Origin of the sequence: Pseudomonas sp. NFACC25 (assembly GCF_900100935.1) — a bacterium.
GTDB lineage: Bacteria > Pseudomonadota > Gammaproteobacteria > Pseudomonadales > Pseudomonadaceae > Aquipseudomonas > Aquipseudomonas marginalis.
Window position 1 is genome coordinate 32,117 of the sequence record NZ_FMUC01000020.1, and the last position, 25,642, is coordinate 57,758.

Genomic DNA, 25,642 nt, shown 5'->3' on the forward strand with positions numbered 1-25,642 from the left:
GGTTCTGTAATAAAAACGCCATTGCGCTGGGGATTAAATTCGGGACGGGCTATTTTGGTGCATCTCAATAACTAGAGTAGCCATGGATGAAATACCAACCCTTCAGCCGCACACTGATTGCCACCGCCCTGGTGTTGACGGTCAGCGGCGTGCACGCCGCGTCCCAGGCCCCGGTGGCCGGTGAAAATGGCATGGTGGTGACCGCCCAGCATTTGGCCACGCATGTCGGCGTGGATGTACTCAAGGCCGGCGGTAACGCGGTGGATGCCGCCGTGGCGGTCGGCTACGCGCTGGCGGTGGTGTACCCGGCGGCGGGTAACCTGGGCGGCGGCGGGTTCATGACCGTGCAACTGGCGGATGGGCGCAAGACCTTCCTCGACTTCCGCGAAAAGGCCCCGTTGGCGGCCACCGCCGATATGTACCTGGACAAGGCCGGCAATGTGGTCGAAGGCCTGAGTGCCAAGGGGCACCTGGCGGTCGGCGTGCCCGGCACCGTGTCCGGCATGGAGCTGGCCCTGAGCAAGTACGGCACCCTCAAGCGCGCCCAGGTGATTGCCCCGGCGATCAAGCTGGCGGAAAACGGCTTTGCCCTGGAGCAGGGCGATATCGACCTGCTGCACACCGCCACCGGTGAGTTCGAAAAAGACAAGGATATGCGCGGGATCTTCCTGCACAACGGCCAGCCGCTGCAGGTCGGCCAGAAGCTGGTGCAGAAAGACCTGGCCAGGACCCTCAAGGAAATCTCCGCCAAGGGCAGCGACGGTTTCTATAAGGGTTGGGTCGCCAAGGCCCTGGTGGATTCCAGCCAGGCCGGCAAGGGCATCATCACCCAGGCCGACTTGGACAAGTACAAGACCCGCGAACTGGCGCCCATTGAGTGCGACTACCGTGGCTACCACGTGGTCTCGGCACCGCCGCCAAGCTCGGGCGGTGTGGTGATCTGCCAGATCATGAACATCCTCGAAGGCTACCCGATGGCTGACCTGGGCTATCACTCGGCCCAGGGCCTGCACTACCAGATCGAAGCCATGCGCCACGCCTACGTGGACCGTAACAGCTACCTGGGCGATCCGGATTTCGTGAAGAACCCGATCGAGCATCTGCTGGACAAGAACTACGCGGCCAAGCTGCGTGACGCCATCGAGCCGCAGAAGGCCGGGGATTCCCAGGCGATCAAGCCGGGTGTGTCTCCGCACGAAGGCAATAACACCACGCACTACTCGATCGTGGACAAGTGGGGCAACGCGGTCTCGGTGACCTACACCCTCAACGACTGGTTCGGGGCGGGCGTGATGGCGAGCAAGACCGGGGTGATCCTCAACGATGAAATGGACGACTTCACCGTCAAGGTCGGGGTGCCGAACATGTACGGCCTGGTCCAGGGTGAAGCCAACGCCATCGCACCGGGCAAGGCGCCGCTGTCGTCGATGAGCCCGACCATCGTGACCAAGGACGGCAAGGCCGTAATGGTCGTCGGTACGCCAGGCGGCAGCCGCATCATTACCGCGACCCTGCTGACCATCCTGAATGTCATCGACTACAAGATGAATATCCAGGAGGCCGTGGACGCGCCGCGTTTCCACCAGCAGTGGATGCCGGAAACCACCAACCTGGAGACCTTCGCGGTCAGCCCGGACACCCAGAAGATTCTGGAAAGCTGGGGCCACAAGTTTGCCGGGCCGCAGGATGCCAATCACTTGGCGGCGATCCTGGTGGGGGCACCGTCCCTGGAGGGTAAGCCGGTGGGCAACAACCGCTTCTATGGGGCGAATGACCCGCGTCGTAATACCGGCCTGTCGCTGGGCTACTAACCCCCCCCTAAAACCAAACACCGCGTCCTGTCTGGCAGGCTGCGGTGTTTTTATTGGGGCGGCTTCGCCACCCAGCGCGGGGCAAGCCCGCTCACTACAACAGCTGTTCTACCGCAGCAAACGCGGCGGTGCGGCGCTCCTCCCAACTCCCCCTGATGACCACCACCGCCTGTCGATGCGCCTGCATCCACGCCAGGCTGTCCTGGAAAAACGCCTGGCGGTCGGCCAGTTCCGGTTGGCAGCGCTGCCCGTCGGCGGTCCATTCCACATCATCCGGCGACAGCAGCAGGTGCAGGTCGTAGTGACGCGCCAGCAGTTCGTCGTCGAGCCATGCCGGGTAGTCTCCGAACAGGGTCTGGCTCCAGAGTTTGTTGGTCAGCAGGTGCGTGTCGAGGACCAGCAGGCGCGGCTGCCGGGCGCGGGCGGCATCTTCCCAGGCCAGTTGGCCGTGGGCGATGGCCGGGATATCCGCCAGGCTGGTGTCGCGCTGGTGGCGGTCCATGAAATCGCGCACGTATTCACGCACCATCAGCCCACCGAAATGCGCGTGCAACTCGGCAGCCAGCCAGCTTTTACCGCTGGATTCGGGTCCGGCCAGTACCACCACCTTCATGGTTGCAACGCCGGGTCGGCGCGCCATTCACGCCAGCCTTGCACGGCGATCACGGTGAACAGGGCGTAGAGCGCAGCGGTGAGGTACAAGCCCTTGTAGAGGAACAGCCCGACAAAAATCACGTCCACGGTGATCCACAGCGGCCAGCATTGCACGCGTTTCTGCGCCATCCACATTTGCGCCACCAGGCTGAAACCGGTGAGGGCGGCATCCAGCCAGGGTTGCGCGGCGTCGGTCCAGTGCGCCATCGCAGCGCCCAGCAGCAGGCTGCCGACCGCACCGATGGTCATGCTGATCATGATTGCCGGCCAACCCAGGCGGGTGACCTGGCGCCCTTGCCTGACCTCGCCGGCGCGGGTCCACTGCCACCAGCCGTAGACTTGCAGGGCGGCGTAGACCACTTGCAGCAGCATGTCGGAATAGAGCTTCACGTCATAGAACACCCAGGTGTACAGCAACACCATCACCAGGCCGATGGGCCAGCACCAGGGGTTTTGCTTGACCGTCAGCCAGACAGCGATCACCCCCAGGGCGGCGGCGAACAGTTCAAGCCCGGACATGGCGGTTCCTTGGGAGAGTGGGAGAGGGCGGGGATTGTAACCAGAGGCCAGCAATCTTCAAAACACAGTAAGGCAAATGTGGGAGAGGGCTTGCCCCGATAGCGGAGGGTCAGCTGCACATATGCAGACTGATGTATCGCCATCGGGGTGTAGCCCCCTCCCACATTTGGAGCAGTGTTAGACCTTGAACTGGCGCAAGAGGCCGTCGAGCTGCTCGCTCAGCCCGCGTAAATGCACGCTGGCCACGTTGGACTGCTCGGCCGCCATTGCGGTGCTGTGGGACAGGCTCGCAGCCTGGGTGACGTTCTGGTTGATGTCTTCCACCACATGGGCCTGTTGCAGGGTGGCGCTGGCAATCGAGGCATTCAAACCGTTGAGGTTGTGCAGCGCCTGGCCGATGGCGGTAAGGCTGGCACCGGCCTGGCCGGCTTGTTCGATGGTCAGTTGCGAGGCGCTGTGGCTGTCGCTGATCACCTTGACCGCGGCTTCCGAGTGACCTTGCAGGCGCTCGATCATCGCCTGGATCTCGGCGGTGGATTTTTGCGTGCGCTGGGCCAGCAGGCGGACTTCATCGGCCACCACGGCAAAACCACGGCCTTGTTCCCCGGCGCGCGCCGCTTCGATGGCGGCGTTGAGGGCCAGCAGGTTGGTCTGGTCGGCGATGGAGCGGATCACTTCCAACACGCCACCGATCTGCGTGCTTTCGCTGGACAAGGTGCGGATCACTTCCACGGCCTGGCTGATGGTGGTGGAGAGCTGGTCGATCTGCTGCAGGCTGCTGTCGATATTGACCTGGCCTTGCTGCGCCTGGGCCTGGGCATCGCGCATTTCGCTGGCGGCGTGTTCGGCGTTCTTGGCCACGTCCTGCACGCCGTAGGTGACTTCATTGATGGCGGTGGCCACCAGTTCCATCTGCTGGGACTGCTGCTGGCTGCGGTCGTGGGCCTGGGTCGCGTTGTTGCCCAGTTCCGTGGAGGACTGGCCCAGGGCGTTGGCGCACACCTGCAACTGGCTGACGACCTGGCGCAGCTTGGCCGTGAAGGTGTTGAAGTGCTGGGACAGCTGGGTGACTTCGTCGCGGCCGTGGGTGTCGAGGCTGCGGGTCAGGTCGCTTTCGCCGCTGGCGATGTTGCCCATGGCGTTCACCGCATCCTGCAGGGGGCGCACGATGCTGCGGGCAATCAGCGATACGAGCAGGGCCATCACCAGTGCGATGCCGAGGACGATAAGCGAGGCCTTCCACACTTGGCTGTTGAACTCGGCCTGCACATCGTCCACGTACACGCCGGAGCCGATGATCCAGCCCCACGGCTCGAACAACTGGATATACGAGGTTTTCGCCACCGGCGCCTCCGCGCCCGGCTTCGGCCAGCGGTAGTTGATGATGCCGGCACCCTTGGCCTTGGCCAGGATCACGAACTCGTTGAACACGGCAAACCCGTCGGGATCGCGGATGGCCGAGAGGTTCTGGCCGTCCAGCTTGGGGTTGGCCGGGTGCATGATCATCACGGGGGTGAGGTCATTGATCCAGAAATAGTCGTCGTGGTCATAGCGTAAGCCGCGCACTGCGCTCAGGGCTTGTTTTTGCGCCGCTTCGCGGGTCATAACCCCGGTGGTTTCGAGGCTGTGATAAAACGTCAGGATCCCGCTGGCGGTCTGGACCACGTGCTGGGTCTGCTGGCGCTTGGCCTGGTACAGGTCGTCGTGGATCTGCTTGAGCATCAGCAAACCCAGGGCCATCAGCATCAGCACGGCGACGATCAGGATCATCCAGAGGCGTCGGCTGATCGACATATTGCGCAAACTGTTCATCGTCCTGTCACTCCGGGCTTTTTATAATTGTGGGCGTCGCATCGACTTTTACGCCTTGTCTGATAGGCTTTCGGCCTGAAATCGCAAAACCTGAGTACTGCCTGATTTTTCACAGAATTTTTGCAGGCCGGCATTGACCATGGTCAACACCGGGCACTTGAGTGCGCTCGTCAGTGAACCATTAAAAGATTGATAAGGCATGCCACCGCGCATGACCTTTGGGGGAAGCATGGATTTTTGGACCGCCATTCAGGCATTGATTCTTGGCGTCGTGGAGGGGCTTACCGAGTTCCTGCCGATCTCCAGCACCGGACACCAGATTATCGTCGCCGATTTGCTCGACTTCGGCGGCGAACGCGCCATGGCGTTCAACATCATCATCCAGCTGGGCGCCATCCTCGCGGTGGTCTGGGAATTCCGGCGCAAGATCCTCGATGTGGTCACCGGCTTGCCGACCCAGCGCAACGCCCAACGCTTCACGGTCAACCTGCTGATCGCGTTCCTGCCCGCCGTGGTGCTGGGGGTGATCTTTGCCGACCTGATCCACCATTACCTGTTCAACCCGATCACCGTGGCCGCCGCGTTGGTGATCGGCGGCATCGTCATGCTGTGGGCCGAGCGCCGCGAGCATGAAGTGCACGCCGAAAGCGTCGATGACATCACCTGGAAAGACGCGCTCAAGGTCGGTTTTGCCCAGTGCCTGGCGATGATCCCGGGTACGTCGCGCTCCGGCTCGACCATCATTGGCGGCCTGCTGTTCGGCCTGTCGCGCAAGACCGCCACCGAGTTTTCGTTCTTCCTGGCCATGCCGACCATGGTCGGTGCGGCGGTGTACTCGGGCTACAAATACCGCGACCTGTTCCAGCCGGCGGACCTGCCGGTGTTCGCCATCGGCTTCGTCACCTCGTTCATCTTCGCGATGATCGCGGTCAAGGGCCTGCTCAAGTTCATCGCCAGCCATAGCTACGCGGCGTTCGCCTGGTACCGCATTGCGTTCGGCCTGCTGATCCTGGCGACCTGGCAATTCGGCTGGATCGACTGGGCAGCGGCCAAGGCATGATGATTCAGCATCCGCGCTTGAAAGCGGCGATCTTTGTGCTGCTGTGCGCGGCGCCGCTGGTGGGGTCGGTATTGGTGTGGCAACGCGGCGAAACCGTGATCCCGCTGGTGGCCTATGGGGTGGTCAGCGTGATCGCGTTTTTCCTGTATTGGAGCGACAAGCGCAAGGCTCGCACCGACAGTTGGCGCACCCCTGAGAACATCCTCCACGCCGTGGAACTGGCGGGCGGCTGGCCGGGGGCGCTGATTGCCCAGCAGGTGTTCCGGCACAAGACGCGCAAGGTGTCTTACCAGGTGCTGTTCTGGGTGATCGTGTTGTTGCACCAGGTGTTCTGGCTGGACCAATTGTTCCTCGGTGGCACGCTACTGTCCGTTCTCTAGCAGCAACCCCACCTGTGTGCGCTTGGGCAATTTGCTCACCACCAACTGGTGGGAGCGCTGCAACAGGCTACGCAGTTCCTCGGCCCCCAGCGGGTAGGGCGTGTTCATGATGATCCACTGCGCGCGTGCCAGGTACGGCGCCGGGTGGATGCCGGGACGGTCCACATGGCCGAGGAACAATTCCTTGTCGACCTTGAACGCCAGCGAGTCGCCGCGCAGGTTTTGCAGGGCAAACATCTTGTTGCCTGCTATCGAGAACACCCGCACGCCACCCCATTTGTAGTCTTCCCGCGCGCCGGGCAGGCTCAGGCAGAACGTCGCGACCTGTGCTTCGGTCATTTTCATAGCAGGCGGTCTCCGCAGCTTTTGAAGCCTTCTTCCAGGTAATCGATCCAGGCGCGAATCGCCGGCAGCACGCCACGGCGATGCGGGTAGACGGCCTGCAGCCAGCCGCCCGGCAACGACCATTCCGGCAGCAATTGTACGAGCCGGCCGCTGGCCAGTTCTTCTTCGCAGTACATCATCGGCAGCACGGTAAAGCCCAGGCCCATGATGGCGCTGGCCTTGCGTACGTTGAAGTCATCGACGCCCAGGCGCGCTTCCATCACCAGGTCGTGGGGGTTGCCTTCGGGATCGAGGATGCGTTGGTGCACCATGCGGTCTGCTTCCAGCGCGCCGAGTATCGGCAGTTGCTTGAGGTCGTCGAGGCTGTTGATGTGCCGACCGTGCAAAAAGTTCGGGCTGGCGACCAGTGCCGTCTGGGCCGGGCGCAGGCGCTTGGTGACCAGCAGCGGGTCTTCATCGCCGAGTTCGCGCACGCGCAGCGCCACATCGATGCCTTCGGCTACCAGGTCGACACGGCGGTTGACCAGGGTCATCTCCAACTGCACCTGGGGGTGGGCGGCCAGGAAACCCGCGACCACATCCGGCATCATGTTTTGCGCCAGGCCCACCGGACACGTCACCCTCAGCCGCCCACGGGGTTCGCTGGACATGCTGGCGACGGCCTCGTCGGCCATTTCCGCTTCCAGTAGCATCGCCTGGCAGTGGCGCAGGTAGCGCTCGCCGACGGCGGTCAGGGTCAGTTGCCGCGTGGTGCGTTGCAGCAGGCGCGCGCCGAGGCGTTCTTCCAGCTCGGCAATGCGCCGCGACAGCCGCGACTTGGGAATGCCCAACAGCCGCCCGGCCGCCGCAAAGCCGCCGGCTTCGACGACTTTGGCAAAATAGTAGAGGTCGTTGAGGTCTTGCATGGTCAGCCTATTGTCCTGTCAGTGGGACAAACTATCGCATTTCAGGCGTCTTATCGACTATTGGTTTCATGCGTAGCATCCCCTCCATCTGATCGCCACTGTCGATCCCACCCTCGGAGATCCACCATGAAACTGTTGCACATCGATTCCAGTATCCTCGGCGACAACTCGGCTTCCCGGCAGCTCAGCGCTGGCGTGGTCAAGGCCTGGCAAGCGGCCGAGCCAGGTGTGGAAGTGACCTACCGTGACCTCGCCAGCGAAGGCATCAACCACTTCTCCGGCGCGACCCTGGGCGCCCTGGGCACCGCCGCCGAACTGCGTGACGCCGCACAACAGCACGAGGCCGACCTGAGCGCCAACAGCCTGGCCGAATTCCTCGCCGCCGACGCCGTGGTGATCGGTGCGCCGATGTACAACTTCACCATTCCAACCCAGTTGAAAGCCTGGATCGACCGCATCGCCGTTGCCGGCCAGACCTTCCGTTACACCGAAGCGGGCCCTGAAGGCCTGTGCGGTAACAAGAAAGTCATCATTGTGTCCACCTCCGGCGGCATGCATGTCGGCCAGGCAACCGGTGTGGCCCACGAGGAATACCTCAAGGTGATGCTGGGCTTCCTCGGTATTACCGACATCGAATTCGTCCGCGCCCATGGCCTGGCCTACGGTGATGAAGTGCGCAGCAAATCCCTGAGCGACGCCAACGTGCTCATCAACGAACAATTGTTCGCTGCTGCGTAAGGCTTGTGTAAATTTCGCCTCTGCTCGGTTTCAATCCGAAGCCGGGCGCCTAAACTCTGTATTCTTGTCGCCTGAAACGACCGGAGTACGGAGTTTTTTCGTTTACCCGCTGTCATTACTTTGGCCCAGGTTATGCACGCATGGGTTTATCACCCGATGCGAGTGCCTTGAACCATGGACTTTTCATATAGACATGCCGCGGGTGTTGAACGTGGTCACGCAGCAAAGGTGGACATCCTCATGATGCGTCTTTGTGCTGTTATGGTTCTTTCCCTGCTCGGCGGCCTGATTTCAGTGCACGCCGCGCCCGCGCCGCACCCCCATTGGAGTGTGGGCTTCCACCGCATGAGCTTTCTCGACCCGCTGGACCTGCAGCCGATGAAAGCCGTGGCCTTCTACCCGTCCACCGACGATGAACACAGCACGCAACTGGGTCCCTACCACGTCGCCGCCAGCGAAGATTCCAAGATCGCCATTGGCCGCTTTCCGATGTTGATGCTGTCCCATGGCAACACCGGTACGCCGCTGGCCCTGCATGACCTGGCCACCTCCCTGGCGCGCAAAGGCTTTGTGGTGGTCGCGGTGTTGCATCCCGGCGATAACTATAAGGACCACAGCCGCCTGGGCACGGTGAGTAACCTGTACGGCCGGCCGATCCAGATTTCCGAAGCGATCACCGCGACCCTGGCCGACCCGATGCTGTCGCCGTTCGTCAACGTCGATCAGGTGGGCGTTATCGGCTATTCGGCCGGTGGCGAAACCGCGTTGATCCTGGCGGGAGCCAAGCCGGACTTCGACCGCCTGCGCCGCTATTGCCAGGAACGCCCCGAAGATCGTGATGCCTGCACCACCAAGGGCGAACTGGTGGTGGACCGTGACGACCTGCAACCGCAATCCGACCCGCGCATTCATGCCTTGATGTTGATGGCGCCGTTGAGCCTGATGTTCGGCCGCCACACCCTGGCCGACGTGCATGTGCCGGTGCTGCTCTACAGCGGCGATGGCGACAAGCTGGTGGCGGTCGACAAGAATGCCGCCGCCCTGGCACGCAAACTGCCGGAGCCACCGGACTTCAAGCTGCTGGCGGGGGCAGGGCACTTCGTGTTCATGGCGCCGTGCGACAGCGACCAACTGGCCGCGATGCCGGCCATCTGCACCGATGCGGACGGCGTCGACCGTGAAGGCATCCACCGCGACCTGATCTCCGAGGCCGGGCGTTTTTTCACCCATACCCTCGGCCAGGCTACCCGCGCCGGCTTGCAGACCGCCGATCAGTAAGCGCGGCGCTTGAGCAGCAAGGTCACGCCCAGCGCCGTGACCGATAACAGCGCTGCGCAGAAGAAAATCCAGCTGTAACCCAGGTTCAGCGCCACGGCGCCCATCAACGGCCCGGCAATCGCCAGGGCCAGGTCGAAAAACACCGCATAGGCACTCAGGCCGGCACCGCGGCTGCTGTTGGGCACCTGCTTGATGGCCTCAACGCCCAGCGCCGGGTACACCAGCGACAAGCCAAAGCCGGTCAGCCCTGCACCGATCAAGGCTACGCCGGTGGACGGTGCCAGCCATAGCAGTGTCAGGCCCAGGGTCTCGATGATCATGCAGGCAATCGCCGCCCTGAAGCCGCCAAACCGGCTGATCGCGGAGATGAACAGCAGCCGCGAGAGGATAAAACATACGCCAAACACCGTGAGGCAGTACGCCGCGCCGGCCCAGCCGCGATTGAGGTAATACAGGGTGATAAAGGTGGTCAGGGTGCCGTAGCCGATGGATGCCAGGCACAGGCTGGCACCAAAGGGTGCGATGCGCCCGAACACCGCCCAGAACGGCAGGCGCTCGCCACGCACCACCGGCACCGAGGGTTTGTTGCGGATCAGCATCAGGCCCAGCGCCGCCAACACCGACAGCGCGATACCCAGGCTGGTGTAGCCATATTCGGCGACCATCACCACCCCGAGCGGCGCGCCGATGGCGATGGCACCGTAGGAGGCAATGCCATTCCACGAAATCGACCGCGCCGTGTGCTCCGCCCCGACCTGGCCCATGCACCAACTGATGGTGCCCACGCCGATCAGACCCTGGGCCACGCCCAGTAACAGCCGGCCGACGATCAGAATCCCCAGGCTCAGGCTGGGCAGGCTGTCCACCAGGGTGGCGAAGAACGTCAATACACCGCTGACCAGGATGCCCGCCAGCCCCAGCACAATCGCGCGCTTGGTGCCGACGTTGTCGGACATGCGCCCGGCCATGGGGCGGCTGAGCAGGGTTGCCAGGTACTGCGAGCCGATGGTAATCCCGGCCACCACCGCGCTGAAGCCCAGTTGCTCATGGACATAGCCCGGGATTACCGCAATCGGCAGGCCGATGCAGATAAAGGCGATGAAGGTGTAGAACACGATGGAGACGATCTGCAGGGTGATCGACAGGGAGGAGGGGGCGGCGTTGGACATGGGCACTCGTTCGCGGGCGGGCGGTGAATGCATCATGGCAAGGGCTTGGGGGAAAAGGAAGCAGGCTAACTACTTTGGCTGAGAAACCGTCCTACTGTGGCGAGCGGGCTTTTGTGGTGAGCAGGCTTGTTGTGGTGAACGGGCTTGTTGTGGTGAGCGGGCTTGCCCCGCGCTGGGCTGCGCAGCAGCCCTGAAAACGAACACCGCGTTTTGCCTGGCAGAATGCGGTGTTTTTTATTGGGGCTGCTGCGCGGCCCAGCGCGGGGCAAGCCCGCTCACCACAAAAGCCTGCTCACCACAAAAGCCCGTTCACCACAACGAGCCTGTTCCCCAGGGTTTCACGTCGCTACTGTTAGAACACCACGCCCTGGCTGCGCAGGTAATCGTCGTAGGTGCCGCTGAAGTCGATCACGCCGTTGGCGCTCAACTCGATGATGCGGGTGGCCAGGGACGATACGAACTCACGGTCATGGCTGACGAAAATCAGCGTGCCCGGGTAGTTCTCCAGCGCCAGGTTCAGCGCCTCGATGGATTCCATGTCCAAGTGGTTGGTCGGTTCGTCCATGATCAGCACGTTCGGCTTTTGCAGGATCAGCTTGCCGAACAGCATGCGGCCTTGCTCACCACCGGAGATCACCTTGACGGACTTCTGGATTTCATCGTTGGAGAACAGCATACGACCCAGGGTGCCACGGATCATTTGCTCGCCTTGGGTCCACTGGCCCATCCAGTCGAACAGTGTGACGTCGTCTTCGAAGTCGTGGGCGTGGTCCTGGGCGTAGTAGCCCAGTTCCGCGGCGTCGGTCCACTTGATGCTGCCGGCATCCGGGGTCAGTTCGTTGACCAGGGTGCGCAGCAGGGTGGTCTTGCCGATACCGTTCGGGCCGATGATCGCCACGCGCTCGCCGGCTTCGATCTGGAAGCTGAAGTCCTTGAACAGCGGCTTGCCGTCGAAACCTTTGGCCATGCGCTCGACGATGACCGCCTGGCGATGCAGCTTCTTGTTCTGTTCGAAACGGATGAACGGGCTCACACGGCTCGAAGGCTTGACCTCGGCCAGTTGGATCTTGTCGATCGCCTTGGCGCGGGAAGTGGCCTGCTTGGCTTTCGAGGCGTTGGCCGAGAAGCGGCTGACGAAGGACTGCAGCTCGGAGATCTGCGCTTTCTTCTTGGCGTTGTCCGACAGCAGTTGCTCGCGGGACTGGGTCGCCACGGTCATGTACTCGTCGTAGTTGCCCGGGAACAGGCGCAGCTCGCCGTAGTCCAGGTCAGCCATGTGGGTGCACACGCTGTTCAGGAAGTGACGGTCGTGAGAGATGATGATCATCAGGCTGGAGCGCTGGGTCAGGATGTTTTCCAGCCAGCGGATGGTGTTGATGTCCAGGTGGTTGGTCGGTTCGTCGAGCAACAGCACTTCCGGGTCCGAGAACAGCGCCTGGGCCAGCAACACACGCAGTTTCCAGCCGGGGGAGACTTCGCTCATCGGGCCGAAATGCTGTTCCAGGGGAATACCCAGGCCCAGCAGCAGTTCACCGGCACGGGATTCGGCGGTGTAGCCGTCCATCTCGGCGAATTCGGTTTCCAGCTCGGCCACGGCCATGCCGTCGTCTTCGCTCATTTCCGGAAGCGAGTAGATACGGTCGCGCTCGGCCTTGACCTTCCACAGCTCCTCGTGGCCCATGATCACGGTGTCGAGCACGGTGAATTCTTCGTAGGCGAACTGGTCCTGGCGCAGCTTGCCCAGGCGCACATTCGGCTCCAGCATGACCTGGCCGCCGGACGGATCGAGGTCGCCGCCGAGGATTTTCATGAAGGTCGACTTGCCGCAACCGTTGGCACCGATCAGACCATACCGGTTGCCGGCGCCGAACTTGACCGAGACGTTCTCAAAGAGCGGCTTGGCGCCGAACTGCATGGTGATGTTAGCTGTGGAGATCAATTACTTTACCTATCAATGGGTTGCGAGCGTGGCGGCAGGAGCCTTCAGGCATGCATCAACAGCGACATCAAGGCGCGAAACCCGGTCGCTGAGCAAAAAATGGGGGATGTGTGTTGGAATTTGGCGCGCATTGTCGCATATGTCAGGCGACAGTTGTATGGCGGCCGACGACGGATGTTCAGCGTTTTGAATGTGGCAAGCCGTTCTCGACGAGGCCGCGCTCAGTAAGTTGTTGCGATTGCCTGTGCGAGCTGCATATCGGTCATGGGGCGCGTGTGAGGGGCCGAGCGGTAGTGTAGAGATGCCTGCTCAAACTGAGCGCCGCGAATTTCGCCCTCGGAGCCAATGAATGCAAGGGCATCATCCTTCGCTTTTTTCATTACTGAGGGCGAGTAGACCGTGAATGCCGTGGTCCCGCCGAGGACAATGGTCGGGAACAGGGTGGTGGCGCTCAGCGCTCTCTCGACCGGGTTCTCCACATACCATGCCATAGCGTTGGTGCTGATCGATGCCATGAGGGCGATTGCCAGCGTCTTCCAGGAATTCATTCTTCGATGCTTCCATTGCGGTCGAAGGACGCACGGTAACAGAGTCGGCTGAGCGCCAGAAACCCGGCCCGTCAGCAATTAAACACAGGCGCATAACGCTCTTCGCGTTTCTTGAAATGAATCGGGGCCATAGGGACTTTTTCACCGTTGACGAATATGTCCGGAAAGGTGAGCGTGAAATCATCCATGTCGCCTTGGCCCAATGCTGTCCCTTTGAACTCGCTGTGGAATGTTTTCCTGGGGTCGAAACCGGTTTTGAGTTGTTCAATGGTGACAGGATAGCTTTGCCCATTCGCCAGGGTGACCGTGACAACGGGCGACGCTGCACTGACCCAAAGCGCCGGGTCGGCCTGTTTGACGGCTGCTGTGCTATTGGATGGGTAGAGCCGTCCGAACAGGCGCAGTTCAGCCGCGGTTGAGCGCTGGTTACCCGGCCAGCTGGATGTGCCGGGTGGCGCCACATAGACCAGCACATGAACCCAGTTGAGTTCTTCTGCCAGTGGGGCATAGCTCATCGCCGCTTTCGGGCCGGGGCAGGTGCGCGAAAGCAGGGCGTTGCTGCCCACCGTCGACTCCGGATGCAGATAGGGCCCCGTGCTGCATCCTGCGAGCAGAAGCAGTAGCGGATACAGGATGTATTTCTTCATAGGGGCAACTCCATTTGCTGTTTGGGTTCGGCGCACAGTGTCGCTTATATCATGCGGCAGATGCGTGGGGGGCCAAGATGGGCTTCGCCAGCGTCTCCGGCATCGCCAGCCATAACAGCGCCAACGCGACGCCCGCCACCCCGGCCAGGGTGAGGAAGGCCGCATTGTAGCCCGCCTGCTGCACCACAAAACCGGCCAGGCTGCTGCTCAAGGCCGCGCCCAGCCCAAATACGGTGGACAGCGCCCCCAGGCTGACGTTGAAACGCCCGGTGCCCTGGGTCAGGTCCTTGACGATCACCGGGAACAGCGCACCGAAGATCCCTGCGCCGATACCGTCGAGCATCTGCACGGCCACCAGCCAGTAGGGATCGCTGGACAGGGTATAGAGCACGCCACGCAGCGGCAGGATCATGAAGCCGAACAGCAACAGCGGCTTGCGCCCCCACACGTCGGCCTTGCTGCCCACCAGCCAGGCCATCGGCACCATCACCAATTGTGCGGCGACAATACAGGCCGAGGTCAGCGGCGTGGCCATCTGCAGGTTGATCTGCGAGAGCTTCTGGCTGACCAGTGGCAGCATCGCCGCATTGGCCAGGTGGAAGAGGGCGCAGCAGACGGCAAACAGCAATAACGGCCGGTTGGCCAGCAAGACCGCAATGCCGGACGGCTGCTCATGGTCGCTGTGGTGGGCAGGGTCGAAGCCCCGGGCCACCTCATGGTCGATCGCCTTGGCCGAGACGCAACTGACCGCGACGACGCTGGCCACCGCCATAAAGGCCATCAGGTAGAACACCACCACGGGGCCGAACAGGTACGCCAGGCCACCGGCCAACAGCGCCGCCACAGCGTTGCCGGCGTGGTTGAAGGTTTCGTTGCGCCCGGTGCGCCGGGTGAACGCACGTGGCCCGGTAATGCCCAGGGAAATCGCGGAAATCGCCGGCGCGAACACCGAGGCGGCGATGGCACTGGCCGCCTGGGTCAAGGCAACCAGGCTGAATGAACTGACGAAGGGCAGCAACAGGCAACTGCCGGTCACCAGCAGGGCGGCAACGGCAATCACCGCGCGTTTGCTGCGCGTGCGGTCGATCAGGGCACCCGCCGGGCCCTGGGTGATCAGCGCGGCGATACCTGCCAGGGTCATGACTACGCCGATACTGGCCGGATCCCATTTGTGCACCGCCAGCAAGTAGATGGCCAGGTATGGACCGAGGCCGTCGCGCACATCCGCCAGGAAAAAATTCAGGCTGTCCAGGGACAGGGTATTACGCAGGTCGGCGTGTGTGGCCATGATCAGGACTTCGCAGGGGGCGTTCAAAGGCTGAACACTCATTGCGCTAGTGACCTGCGCGCAGTTCATTTAGTTTCGCCTGCTGCTGGGGTTTTAATCTGCGGGCTTGTGGCTTATTTTCTTTGCCTCGCCGTATGACTTATCTGGAGACGCAATGGACATGCCCTCAGCTCAACAGGCGATTGCCTGCAACAAGGACGCCTGGGATCAATCCGCCGACCTGCACAAAACCACCGAGACCTGGAGCGCCCTGCTTAACGGGGTCCGCGACCCTGGGTTTTCGTGCCTGGACCCCACCCTTACCGGGCTGTTGCAAGACATCGGCGTTGCCGGCAAAGAGGTGGTGCAGGTGTGCTGCAATAACGGCCGCGAAAGCCTGTCGCTGTTTGGCCTGGGCGCGCGTTTGGTGGTCGGTGTGGATCAATCCCGGGCGTTCCTGCAGCAGGCCCGTGAGCTTGCCGACGTTTCGCCCCACAACCCGGAATTCATCGAAAGCGATATCCACCAGTTGCCATCCCGCTTGCACGAGCGCTTCGACATTGCCTTGGTGACCATCGGCGTGCTGGGCTGGATGCCGGATGTGGCGCTGTTCATGCGCCATGTTGCGAGGACCTTGAAACCCGGTGGCACGCTGGTGATGTATGAAACCCACCCGTTTCTGGAAATGTTCGACCCGCGCGCGCCAGACCCACTGTTGCCGGCCAGTTCGTACTTCCAGCGTGAGCCTTTTGTGCTGCAGGAGTCGATTGTCTATGAGGGGCAGGGCGAAGTGGCGGGGCCGACCTCCTATTGGTATGTGCACACCCTGGGGGATGTGGTGAGCGCGGCGATTGCTGCGCAATTGCAGATCGACCATCTGCAGGAATATGCCCACTCCAATCGCGAAGAACTTTACGACCAGTACGAGCACCAGCCTGCCCAGTTGCCCCTGTGCTTCACGCTGGCCGCCACCAAGCGTCCCGCCTGAGCCGATTCGCACCAGGCAAAAAAAAGCCCGCGAACTGGCGGGCCAAGGGATTTACTGGAGTAGGTAGGCTTTACCCTATAGGGCTGAAAGTGAAGGCTTTGTGAAAATGCTGTCGCGCGTTCGGATGGCGTACAGCATCAAGCGCGGCGCACGAAAGTGCGCATGGTTTGGCCTGGGCCGGTACTGAACACGATGGGCCTGGGCATACCTTCATCCGCCGCAATGAACACAAATGAATCCCCCTCGAGGCGATAACTGGCGGGCAGGTGCTTACCGGCGTCATCGCCCAGGGCGTCCACCCAGGTAATGCTTTTGGGAACCGTGCTGCTGTCGAGGAAAAACCGACCCGCCAACAACACCTCGCCACTGACGGTCTTCACTTCGAAGCGGTCGCCGCTGATAGTGGTTAAAGCACCCGGAGCGCTGTGGGCATCGATGGGATTGAGTACGCCACTGTCTTCGAGTGAGATTTGCTCCCAGGCGCCTTGAAGGGCTTGAATATCCGGGTCTGAAATGGATGACATACAAAGTCCTTTTTGTTGTAGGGTTAATTGCCGGCCGTTCCAGACGGTGCGGCGTTTTTTATCATCTGATTTGGGAATATATGTAGGAATTATCGTGTTTTTTAGTTTTTTTTGTAATTTTTCCTTTAATAACAGGTGATCAGCGTTACTTTGTCTGCCCGTCGGGCAACGTCTCATAACAGACCGTCTATGCTCGTGGTGTTTGTCAGAGAAGACACCCGTGTAACTGAAATGAAACCTCTGGCTGCTTAGGTGTGAAGATTCATTCAATTGGGTGGTTGACGTTGCCCCCTGTTTATTCAGTTGTTATTCAGGTCTGAGTTTTTGGGCGCTGGATTTCAATTCATCAGGGTTTACGTAATTTGAACAACATTCCCCAGCTCCACCAACGGTTGACATCGGACGAAATTGATCTCTTTGAACTGTTTCACGCGATATGGAAGCAAAAAAAATGGGTCATCGGTTGTACGATCCTGGCAGGCCTCCTGGGAGTAGGTTACGCGCTTCTTGCTCCCAGGGTTTACCAGGTCAGCAGTGTACTGCGGCCAGCGGCGATCAATGAGCTGGATGCCCTAAACCGTTCAGAAGTCTACAAGTTGCCGCCGGGCGACGCGTTGGCCAAGGTCGGGGCACAGTTGGAGTCCTATCAGGTGCGGCTGGGCTTTTTCAGGGCCAACCCCGCACTGTTCGAAGACCTCAAGCGGCCGGGGCAAAACCTGGAGCAGAGCTTTGAAGCGTTCAACAACAACGCCATCAACCTGGTGATGCCTGATTCGAAGAAGTCCGACGCAGTCAACAACGCTTACCTTCGCCTGGAAATGCAGTACCCCACGGGGATCGATGGCGCGGCCATTCTCAATGGATTCGTCGACTACGCCATTGCCCAGGAACGCACCCAGATTGGGGCCGACCTCAAGGTGATCGTCAATAACCGCCTCAACGAACTCAAGGGTAAGATCGACGCTGCGCGTGACAACTACGAAAAGGGCAAAGCGTCGAAGGTCGCCAGGTTGCTGGAGGCCGATAAAGTCCAACGCGCGCGCTTGCAGGATGAACTCACGGCTTTGCGCTTGCAGATGAAGATGGAACGCACCAACCGCCTGGCAGAACTGGCCGAGGCGATCTCGATTGCCAGGTCCGTTGGCATCAAGAACCCCACGACCCCCTTATCCATGGGAGGGGATGCGCTGAATGGATCGAACCAGGTGATGCGCACCGTGGTGACTAATCAGAAGGCTCCTTTGTACTTCATGGGTACCGAAGTGCTGGAGGCGGAGCGGGCCGCGCTGCAACAGCGCACCAACGATGATTTCACCAACAGCAGGGTAGCCGAGATCGCCAAGGAACTGCGCATGCTCGACACTAACCGTGAAGTCGAGGTTCTCAACAGCCGTAAAAATGAAGATATGTTCCTGCCGGACGTTGAACCGCTGTGGGCGGAAGAAGCGCGGTTGCGCAGCCTGAATATCGACATGAGCGCGCTGAAACTGGTCACTGTGGATCGTCAGGCACAGGCGTCGCCGAATCCGATAAAGCCAAGGGTGGGCATTATCATCGCGCTGAGCGTAGTGGCTGGCCTGATGCTGGGGATGCTCGTGGTCCTGATACGGCATTTCGTGCAGGTACGGCGCGCAATCGGGCCGTTTTCGGTATTCGAGGATCGCCAGTTGCCTCGTCAATAGGTCGGCCGAACGCCTCTCGGGCTGTTGCGCGGCCAGCCCGTCGAGGCGTCTGCCAGGCACATTCGGTAGACAGGTTTTCACAATTCTTGATTAACTTTTGGTTACAAACTGTGGCTAAATAACTGCCACGGACCACGTATCGGGACATTACTCAGCCGTTCGTGCCAATTGTGTGAATTGTGATTTCAGATGCTGCTATCCATCCTCAGCCGTTGTGGGCGCGCAGGAGCAGCCTGTTTTCTTCTGACATGTGACGAAATCCCTTGAAACTCATCATTGTTGTTCTCTACGTTGCCTCCATTGCGTATGTACACCTGCGTGGTCGGGTGCGGCATAAGCTGGGCCGCCAACTCAGTGATCATTCGACCTTCTTGGCCCCGATCAACTGCTTGCTGTACCTGTGCTCCAGGTTACCCGGCCGTCCCTACCTGTCACCCAGTGACTTTCCTGACTTGAGCCCCCTTGAGGCGCATTGGAAGGAGATTCGCGAGGAGGGCCTGAACCTCATGCACATGGGTGAAATCAAGCGCTCGGACCAGTACAACGATGTAGGTTTCAACTCGTTCTTCAAGTCTGGCTGGAAGCGCTTTTACCTGAAATGGTACGGCGAAAGCCATCCTTCGGCGATGAAACTGTGCCCGCGTACTACCGAGCTGTTGCAGGGCATCGGCTCGATCAAGGCGGCAATGTTCGCCGAGTTGCCACCGGGCTCCAAGCTGGTGCGCCACCGTGACCCCTACGCCGGTTCGTACCGTTATCACTTGGGTCTGGTGACCCCGAATGATCCGGGCTGCTATATCAATGTGGACGGCGAGAACTATTACTGGCGTGACGGTGAGGCAGTGATGTTTGACGAGACCTACATCCACTACGCCGAAAACACCACGCAGCAGAACCGCATCATCCTGTTTTGCGATATCGAGCGGCCGATGAAATATCGCTGGGCTGCCACGTTCAACCGTTGGTTCAGTCGTAACGTCATGGCCGCTGCAGGCTCGCCCAACGATGCAGGCGACAAGACCGGCGGGCTCAATCGCGCATTTAACCGGCTGTACAAGATTCGCTTGCGTGGCAAAGAGCTGAAAAAACGCAACCGCACACGTTACTACCTGGAAAAATGGGCGATCTTCGCGGCCCTGGCACTCATCTTCATACTGATTTGAAGTCGATTCGGGCGTTAGTCACTCCGGTGGCTTTGCGCCCAACTTTTCCCACATTTTTTTACTGATCTTCTGCCGATTGGCGTAGCCGGCCCAAGGATCAACCTTCAGCTCCTGCAAGCGTTGGTGCAGGTTGGCCACCGTCCATTGCTGAGCGCCGCGCAATCCCTTCAATTCCTCGCGACTGACCGGCACCGACACCGGCAGCCCAGCGCGCGCGCGCACCGAATAAGCCGCCACGGTGCTCGCGCCTCGTGCATTGCGCAGGTAATCGATAAAGATCTTGCCTACACGGTTTTTCGGCCCGGAGGTGGCGGTGAAGCGCTCGGGCAGTTGCTCGGTCATGAAATGGGCAATGGCCTTGGCAAAGGCCTTTACGCTGTCCCAGCCATCCCGCCGCGCCAACGGTATGACCAGGTGCAAGCCTTTGCCGCCGCTGGTCTTGACGAAGGCTTCCAGCCCCAGCTCGTCGAGTACCGACAAGGTGAGCTGAGCGGCTTCCAGCATGGTTTTCCAGGGCAGCGCCGGGTCCGGGTCAAGGTCCAGCACAAACAGGTCCGGGGTTTCGATCTTGTCCGAGGTGGCGCCCCAGGTATGCAGTTCGAGGGTGCCCATTTGCACGGCCCCAATCAGCGCTTTTGTCGTGTCGATCTCCATCAGGCGCGCATGGCCTGGGTCCAGTGCCGGGTCCAGTTGCTTGATGTTCGGAATCGCCAGGCGCTCCGCGTGCTTCTGGAAGAACTGCTCGCCCTCGATGCCTTCCGGAGCCCTGAGCAGGGACACGGGGCGATGGCGCAGGAAGGGCAGGATCCATTCGCTGATGCCTTCGTAGAACTGCGCCAATTGCTGTTTCTGCGTGCCGCTTTGCGGGTCGATGACGCGGTCGGGGTGAGTGATCGTCACCCCGCTGGCTTTGCGGGCCGCCGGTGCTTTCAGGGTTTTGGCCGCGCGGGGCTGCTCCCGGATGACCTGCGCGGCGGGTTTGTCCGTGCGCAACCCCACAAACGCTGCCTGGCGTACCACGCCCTCTCGGGTCCATTGGGCAAACTGCACCTCGCCCACCAGTGTCGGCTCCACCCAATGTACGCCGCGCGCCTGGGCGCCGGTAAGCGGTTTTGCCAGGGGCGACGCGGTGCGTTCCAAAGGCTTGAGCCGGGCATGGATATTTTTCAGTGAGGCCTGGTCGAACCCGGTGCCCACGCGCCCGGCATAGACCAGCGCGCCATCGGCATGGACGGCCAGCAGCAGCGCACCAAAACCGCTGCGTGAGCCCTGGGGGAGGGTGTAGCCGACGATCACGAACTCCTGGCGCAGGCGGCATTTGAGCTTGATCCAATCGGTACTTCGACTGGAGGCGTAGGGACTGCCCTTACGTTTGCCGATCACGCCTTCCAAGGCCAGCTCGCATGCGCTTTCGACAATATCGCGCTGGTTGGCGGCAAACGCCTCGGAGAAACGCAGCAATTTGCTGCGGCTGCCGGACAAGGCGTCTTTGAGCGCGGCGCGACGCTCCTCCAGTGGCGCCTGGCGCTGATCGCTGCCGTTTAAAAACGGCGCGTCGAACAGGTAGTAGACGATGTCCAGGCTGCGGCCGAGCTCAAAGGCATTTTGCAGCGCCTGGAAGTCCGGCAGGCCGTCGTCATTGAGGCTGACCACCTCGCCATCGAGCCAGCTGTCCTTGAGCTTCAGGGCCTGCAGGGCCTTGACCTGGCGTGGCAGGCGCTCGGTCCAGTCGTGGCCATTGCGGGTAAACAGGCGTACCTCGCCGTCGCGGATGCGGGCGAGCATGCGGTAACCATCGAACTTGATCTCGTAGTGCCAGTCGCCTTCGGGCGCACGGTCCACCAGGGTCGCCAGTTGCGGGGCGAACTGCTCGGGGAGGGCCGTTGCCCGCTTCTGTGGTTTGGCGCGAGGCCTGGTCTTGGGTTCACCGACCGAGGCGTCACTGAGCACGCTCTTTGGCTGGGCCTGGACGATATCGTATTCGGTGGCGGGGCGGGCCTGCTGGTCTTTTTCCTTGATCAGCAGCCACTGCTCCTTGTCGCCGCTGCCCTTGAGGCGCGTACGTACCAGCGCCCAGTCACCGGAGAGCTTTTCACCGACCAGGGTAAATTTGAGTTTGCCGGCGGCATAGGCCTTGCGCGGGTCGTCGTGGGGTTGCCAGATGCCGCGGTCCCACACGATCACATCGCCGGCGCCGTACTGGCCGGCCGGGATGCTGCCCTCGAAACCGCCATAGCTCAGGGGATGATCTTCAACGTGCACGGCCAGGCGTTTCTGGCTCGGGTCCAGGCTCGGCCCCTTGGGCACTGCCCAACTGAGCAGCACCCCGTCAAGCTCAAGACGGAAGTCATAGTGCAGGTTGCGCGCGTCGTGCTTCTGGATCACGAAGCTCAGGGCCGACGCCTTGGGCTTACGGCCCGGTGCGCGGCCTGATGGCTCGGCGGTGACCTCGAAATCGCGTTTACGGTTGTATTCGCTCAGGGGCTTGGCCATGTGGTTCTCCCGCATACGTCAGGCTCAAGAGGCCTTTTTGCCGGTTTTTTTCGCGGCCGGTTTTTTCGTCGTCGGCTTGCCGGCCAGGCTGCGCTTGAGCAGCTCGGTCAGGTCGATCACATCGGCGGACTTGCGTTCCTCGCTGCCTTCCTGGGATTCGACGTCTTCGATCTTGCCGGCCTTGGCCTTCCTGGCCACCAGCGCCATGATCTTTTCCTGAAAGCTGTCGCGATATGCCTCGGGCTGCCAGTCGGCGCTCATGTCTTCCACCAGGCGCCTGGCCATGTCCAGCTCGCCCTTGGCCAGGCTGGGTTTGGTCACATCGCTGGGCAGTTCCAATTCATCCAGGCTGCGCACTTCAGCCGGCCAGCGCAGCATCACCAGCACCAGCGCCGACTCCAGGGGCATCAGTGCCGCCAGGTGTTGCTTGGTGTGCAACACCACATTGGCCAGGGCGACCTTGCGGGTTTTCTTCAAGGTTTCGCGCAGCAGTGCGTAGACCTTGCCACCGCGTTTATCCGGGGCCAGGAAGTAGGGCGTGTCGATGTTTTGCAGAGGGATCTGGTCGCTGGCGACGAACGCGATGATCTCGATGGTCTGGGTCGACTTGGGGTGGGCCGAGCGGATCTCGTCTTCGCTGAGTACCACATAGCGGCCTTTCTCAAACGCCACGCCCTTGACGATATTCTCCTTGGTGACCTCCTTGCCGGTGGCCTTGTTGATGCGCTTGTAGCCCACCGGGTCCATGCTGCGCTTGTCCAGCCAGTCGAAATCCACGCCCTGGGCGGACGTGGCCGAGACCAGCGATACCGGAATATGAACCAGGCCGAAACTGATGGCGCCTTTCCAGATTGCCCGTGGCATACGTGCGATTCCTTAACAAGAAGCTGTGTTCTGGTGACTCGAAGGCTGCGTGAAAAGTTTCGCCGGGCAGATGCATGGACAGATCTCGTTACACCTGATCAGAAACTATTTAGTTACGAAAGCCGAACCCAGGGCGTAGCGTGGTATCGAAAGCACGTACTCCTCGCCCCAGAGAGGCTTTGTCATGAACAGCTGTGTGCGTCATCTCGCGGTGCTGGTGTTGGGCCTGGCACTTGGGCCAGTTGCCCTCGCGCAAAACCTGCCCGGCAGAAGCGATTCCAATACCGGCCCGATCCACCGGGCCAACCCCAACAGCATGCAGGGCACCCAGCCCAATACGCCGGTGGTGCGTGGTATTCAGACCGTGCCAACGCCGCGCACACCGACCCTGGAAAACGGTGGTATCGGCAATCGCTACCCGCAACGCGATGCGGCCCCCAGCCGTCCCGCCACCGAAACCAAAGCCCCCACCTATGATGCCAACGGCAATCGCCGGTAAGGACGCTGTCTTATGTTTATACGCAAAACCCTGCTCGCCACCCTGTGCGCCACCGCGCTGCTTGCGCAGACGGCCGTTTATGCCGCCGATGGGCAGCAGTTCCCCAGTGAACAAGGCAGCATCACCGCGACTCCGATTGCCAAAGGCCTCGATCACCCGTGGGCCGTGGCGTTTCTACCCGACCAGCAAGGTTTCCTGGTGACCGAGCGTCCGGGGCGCCTGCGCTTTGTCAGTCCGGACGGCAAGCTGTCTGCGCCGTTGACCGGCGTGCCTGAGGTGTGGGCCAAGGGGCAGGGCGGTTTGCTCGATGTGGTGCTGTCGCCGGACTTCAAGCAGGACCGCATGGTCTACCTGACGTACGCCGAAGGCGGTGGCAAGGGCGGCACGGCCGGCACTGCGGTGGGGCGCGGGCGCCTGGCGCCGGACCTGAGTGGCTTGACCGATTTCAACGTGATCCTGCGCCAGGAGCCGAAACTCTCCACCGGCAACCACTTCGGTTCGCGCCTGGCCTTCGACCGCGATGGCTACCTGTTCGTAACCCTGGGGGAAAACAACGACCGCCCGACCGCCCAGGACCTGGACAAGCTGCAGGGCAAAGTCGTACGGATCTACCCGGATGGCCGCGTACCCGATGACAACCCGTTTGTCGGTCAAGCCGGGGTACGTCCCGAGATCTGGTCCTACGGCCAGCGCAATCCGCAGGGGCTGGCGCTGAACCCATGGAGTGGCACGCTCTGGGAAAACGAACACGGGCCGCGCGGCGGTGATGAAATCAACATTATCGAGCGGGGCAAGAACTACGGCTGGCCGCTGGCGACTCACGGCATCAACTATTCGCTCACACCGATTCCCGAGGCCAGGGGCAAGACCGCAGAAGGCACCGTGGCGCCCCATCATGTGTGGGAGAAATCACCGGCCATCAGTGGCATGGCGTTCTACGACGCCGACCGGTTCAAGGCGTGGCAGCACAACGTGTTCATCGGTGCGCTGGCCAGCCAGGAACTGATTCGTCTGCAGTTCGATGGCGACAAGGTTATCCATGAAGAGCGCTTGCTGGGCGGTTTGAAGGCACGCATTCGCGATGTGCGGCAGGGGCCGGATGGCTTTCTGTATGTGCTGACGGATGAGGACGATGGCGTGCTGTATCGAGTGGGCCTCAATCAGGATTGAGCAAGGAGCCGCAAGCTTGAAGTTTCAAGCTTGCGGCTTCAGTCAAAGCCCGAGTTCGGACAACCCCGGATGCTCATCCGGGCGCCGTCCCAGCGGCCAGTGGAACTTGCGTTCGCTCTCCTTGATCGGCAGGTCGTTGATGCAGGCAAAACGATTGGCCATCAGGCCATTCTCGTCGAACTCCCAGTTCTCATTGCCATAGGAGCGGAACCAGTTACCCGAGTCGTCGTGCCATTCGTAGGCATAGCGCACGGCGATGCGGTTGTCGGTAAAGGCCCATAGCTCCTTGATCAGCCGATACTCCAGCTCCCTGGCCCATTTCCGGGTGAGAAAGCCCTTGGCCTCTTCGCGGTTATGGGCGAATTCGGCGCGGTTACGCCACTGCGTGTCCAGGGTGTAAGCCAGCGACACCCGATGCGGGTCGCGGGAATTCCAGCCGTCTTCGGCCAGGCGCACTTTTTCAATCGCCGATTCACGGGTAAACGGCGGCAAGGGCGGACGTGTTTCTGCGGTAGATGACATCAGGCGGCTCCTCAAAACCATACAGCGTTATCGAAAGTTGCCAGGCGGGTGCGTTCACAGTCCCAATAACGTTCGCGCCATGCATTGCGCATTATCGGCAGCTGTTGAATCACCCATGACCAGGGCAACGGTAATGGCGCCATCGATCAGGATCAGCAGTTGCGCGGCCTGCCGTTCGGGGTCGGGGGTACCATGTGCTTGGCACAGTTCGAGTGCGTACTCGAACAGTTTCTGTTTATGGGCCTTGGCCAGCAGGCGGACCGGGTCGTGCGGGTCGCCGGTTTCGCCACTGGTGTTGATAAAGGCGCAGCCGCGAAAATCCGCCGAGCCGAACCAGGCCTTGAGCGCGTCGAACAGCGCGAGCAAGCGTGCGCCGCTGCCATCGACGCGCTCCACTTCGGCGCGCAGCCAGTGCATCCAACGCTCGTCACGGCGCTGCAGGGCCGCGATCACCAGCTCATCTTTATTGGCGAAGTAACGGTAAATGCTTTTTCGCGAGACGCCGGCGGTTTTCACCAGGAAGTCCATGCCGGTGGCGGCGATGCCGTGGCGATAGATCAACTTCTCGGTGACGTCGAGGATAATGTCGCGGGTTTCATTGGGGGTCATATCGTTCATGGCTGCTAAAGTAGAACGATCGTTCTTCTTGGTCAACAGGAATTTTA

25 protein-coding genes are annotated in these 25,642 nt (G+C 61.2%); 10 read left to right on the forward strand and 15 right to left on the reverse strand.

Annotated elements, in window-relative coordinates:
• Positions 1-86 precede the first annotated feature (86 nt).
• A complete protein-coding gene (ggt, locus tag BLQ09_RS28605; RefSeq protein WP_092359427.1) occupies positions 87-1,811 on the forward strand; it encodes a gamma-glutamyltransferase in 1,725 nt (574 codons plus the stop codon).
• A 94-nt stretch (positions 1,812-1,905) separates the two neighbouring features.
• Here the strand turns inward: ggt and BLQ09_RS28610 are convergent, their stop codons facing one another.
• The 3 genes from BLQ09_RS28610 to BLQ09_RS28620 all read right to left on the reverse strand — a co-directional run bounded on the left by BLQ09_RS28610 (position 1,906) and on the right by BLQ09_RS28620 (position 4,796).
• Positions 1,906-2,424: an AAA family ATPase gene (locus BLQ09_RS28610; RefSeq protein WP_065927763.1), complete on the reverse strand. Its 519-nt coding sequence runs from the start codon at positions 2,422-2,424 to the stop codon at positions 1,906-1,908.
• The gene (gene pnuC, locus BLQ09_RS28615) at positions 2,421-2,984 is read right to left on the reverse strand and encodes a nicotinamide riboside transporter PnuC (RefSeq protein WP_092359429.1); all 564 of its coding nucleotides are present in this window, start codon (positions 2,982-2,984) and stop codon (positions 2,421-2,423) included. The genes BLQ09_RS28610 and pnuC overlap by 4 nt, the downstream gene beginning before the upstream one ends.
• Positions 2,985-3,161: 177 nt before the next feature.
• On the reverse strand, positions 3,162-4,796 hold the full coding sequence (locus tag BLQ09_RS28620) for a methyl-accepting chemotaxis protein (RefSeq protein ID WP_027607911.1): 1,635 nt from the start codon (positions 4,794-4,796) through the stop codon (positions 3,162-3,164).
• A 229-nt stretch (positions 4,797-5,025) separates the two neighbouring features.
• On the opposite strand from BLQ09_RS28620, the gene BLQ09_RS28625 reads away from it, so the two are divergent.
• A complete protein-coding gene (locus BLQ09_RS28625) occupies positions 5,026-5,856 on the forward strand; it encodes an undecaprenyl-diphosphate phosphatase (RefSeq protein ID WP_027607910.1) in 831 nt (276 codons plus the stop codon).
• Positions 5,853-6,236, forward strand: a complete 384-nt coding sequence (locus BLQ09_RS28630) for a DUF1294 domain-containing protein (protein WP_092359431.1) — start codon at positions 5,853-5,855, stop codon at positions 6,234-6,236. Before BLQ09_RS28625 ends, BLQ09_RS28630 begins: the two co-directional genes overlap by 4 nt.
• Here BLQ09_RS28630 and BLQ09_RS28635 read toward each other — a convergent pair.
• A complete protein-coding gene (locus BLQ09_RS28635) occupies positions 6,219-6,581 on the reverse strand; it encodes an MmcQ/YjbR family DNA-binding protein (RefSeq protein ID WP_027607908.1) in 363 nt (120 codons plus the stop codon). The two genes, BLQ09_RS28630 and BLQ09_RS28635, sit on opposite strands and share 18 nt — an antisense overlap.
• Entirely contained in the window at positions 6,578-7,486 is a 909-nt protein-coding gene (locus tag BLQ09_RS28640) for a LysR substrate-binding domain-containing protein (protein WP_027607907.1), read from the reverse strand. The genes BLQ09_RS28635 and BLQ09_RS28640 overlap by 4 nt, the downstream gene beginning before the upstream one ends.
• A 126-nt stretch (positions 7,487-7,612) precedes the next feature.
• On the opposite strand from BLQ09_RS28640, the gene BLQ09_RS28645 reads away from it, so the two are divergent.
• Both BLQ09_RS28645 and BLQ09_RS28650 read left to right on the forward strand, forming a co-directional pair.
• Entirely contained in the window at positions 7,613-8,224 is a 612-nt protein-coding gene (locus BLQ09_RS28645) for an FMN-dependent NADH-azoreductase (RefSeq protein WP_027607906.1), read from the forward strand.
• A gap of 240 nt (positions 8,225-8,464) precedes the next feature.
• Positions 8,465-9,502, forward strand: coding sequence for an alpha/beta hydrolase family protein (locus BLQ09_RS28650; protein WP_027607905.1), 1,038 nt, complete (start codon positions 8,465-8,467; stop codon positions 9,500-9,502).
• Here the strand turns inward: BLQ09_RS28650 and BLQ09_RS28655 are convergent.
• The 5 genes from BLQ09_RS28655 to BLQ09_RS28675 form a co-directional block, all read right to left on the reverse strand.
• Positions 9,496-10,671, reverse strand: coding sequence for an MFS transporter (locus BLQ09_RS28655; protein WP_027607904.1), 1,176 nt, complete (start codon positions 10,669-10,671; stop codon positions 9,496-9,498). The two genes, BLQ09_RS28650 and BLQ09_RS28655, sit on opposite strands and share 7 nt — an antisense overlap.
• Before the next feature lie 352 nt (positions 10,672-11,023).
• Positions 11,024-12,610, reverse strand: coding sequence for an ABC-F family ATPase (locus BLQ09_RS28660; RefSeq protein ID WP_027607903.1), 1,587 nt, complete (start codon positions 12,608-12,610; stop codon positions 11,024-11,026).
• Between the two features lie 221 nt (positions 12,611-12,831).
• Positions 12,832-13,158, reverse strand: coding sequence for a DUF2388 domain-containing protein (locus BLQ09_RS28665; RefSeq protein ID WP_027607902.1), 327 nt, complete (start codon positions 13,156-13,158; stop codon positions 12,832-12,834).
• 71 nt (positions 13,159-13,229) lie between these two features.
• A complete protein-coding gene (locus BLQ09_RS28670) occupies positions 13,230-13,805 on the reverse strand; it encodes a hypothetical protein (RefSeq protein ID WP_027607901.1) in 576 nt (191 codons plus the stop codon).
• Between the two features lie 49 nt (positions 13,806-13,854).
• Complete coding sequence (locus tag BLQ09_RS28675; protein ID WP_027607900.1) at positions 13,855-15,093, reverse strand: MFS transporter; 1,239 nt, start codon at positions 15,091-15,093, stop codon at positions 13,855-13,857.
• A gap of 154 nt (positions 15,094-15,247) precedes the next feature.
• Here BLQ09_RS28675 and BLQ09_RS28680 point away from each other — a divergent pair, with 154 nt between their 5' ends.
• Positions 15,248-16,060, forward strand: coding sequence for a class I SAM-dependent methyltransferase (locus BLQ09_RS28680; RefSeq protein WP_092359433.1), 813 nt, complete (start codon positions 15,248-15,250; stop codon positions 16,058-16,060).
• A gap of 137 nt (positions 16,061-16,197) precedes the next feature.
• Here the strand turns inward: BLQ09_RS28680 and BLQ09_RS28685 are convergent, their stop codons facing one another.
• Positions 16,198-16,584 (reverse strand): TIGR03067 domain-containing protein, encoded by a 387-nt coding sequence (locus BLQ09_RS28685; RefSeq protein WP_092359435.1) that lies wholly within the window; start codon positions 16,582-16,584, stop codon positions 16,198-16,200.
• 362 nt (positions 16,585-16,946) lie between these two features.
• Between BLQ09_RS28685 and BLQ09_RS28690 the strand changes: the two genes are divergently transcribed.
• Both BLQ09_RS28690 and lpxO read left to right on the forward strand, forming a co-directional pair.
• Complete coding sequence (locus tag BLQ09_RS28690; protein ID WP_092359437.1) at positions 16,947-18,266, forward strand: Wzz/FepE/Etk N-terminal domain-containing protein; 1,320 nt, start codon at positions 16,947-16,949, stop codon at positions 18,264-18,266.
• Positions 18,267-18,529: 263 nt separating this feature from the next.
• Positions 18,530-19,429 carry a lipid A hydroxylase LpxO gene (gene lpxO, locus BLQ09_RS28695; protein ID WP_065948679.1) on the forward strand — a complete coding sequence of 300 codons (900 nt, stop codon included), beginning with the start codon at positions 18,530-18,532 and terminating at the stop codon, positions 19,427-19,429.
• An 18-nt stretch (positions 19,430-19,447) separates the two neighbouring features.
• Here lpxO and ligD read toward each other — a convergent pair whose 3' ends face one another.
• Positions 19,448-21,922 (reverse strand): DNA ligase D, encoded by a 2,475-nt coding sequence (gene ligD / locus BLQ09_RS28700; RefSeq protein ID WP_092359468.1) that lies wholly within the window; start codon positions 21,920-21,922, stop codon positions 19,448-19,450.
• Positions 21,923-21,946: 24 nt separating this feature from the next.
• Positions 21,947-22,786, reverse strand: a complete 840-nt coding sequence (locus BLQ09_RS28705; RefSeq protein WP_027607894.1) for a non-homologous end joining protein Ku — start codon at positions 22,784-22,786, stop codon at positions 21,947-21,949.
• 184 nt (positions 22,787-22,970) lie between these two features.
• On the opposite strand from BLQ09_RS28705, the gene BLQ09_RS28710 reads away from it, so the two are divergent.
• Together BLQ09_RS28710 and BLQ09_RS28715 are read left to right on the forward strand one after the other, a co-directional pair.
• A complete protein-coding gene (locus tag BLQ09_RS28710; protein WP_092359439.1) occupies positions 22,971-23,285 on the forward strand; it encodes a hypothetical protein in 315 nt (104 codons plus the stop codon).
• A gap of 12 nt (positions 23,286-23,297) precedes the next feature.
• On the forward strand, positions 23,298-24,455 hold the full coding sequence (locus BLQ09_RS28715) for a PQQ-dependent sugar dehydrogenase (protein WP_092359442.1): 1,158 nt from the start codon (positions 23,298-23,300) through the stop codon (positions 24,453-24,455).
• Between the two features lie 42 nt (positions 24,456-24,497).
• Here the strand turns inward: BLQ09_RS28715 and BLQ09_RS28720 are convergent, their stop codons facing one another.
• Together BLQ09_RS28720 and BLQ09_RS28725 are read right to left on the reverse strand one after the other, a co-directional pair.
• Entirely contained in the window at positions 24,498-24,977 is a 480-nt protein-coding gene (locus BLQ09_RS28720) for a nuclear transport factor 2 family protein (protein WP_092359444.1), read from the reverse strand.
• A 54-nt stretch (positions 24,978-25,031) separates the two neighbouring features.
• A complete protein-coding gene (locus BLQ09_RS28725) occupies positions 25,032-25,595 on the reverse strand; it encodes a TetR/AcrR family transcriptional regulator (RefSeq protein WP_027607890.1) in 564 nt (187 codons plus the stop codon).
• Positions 25,596-25,642: the final 47 nt, after the last annotated feature.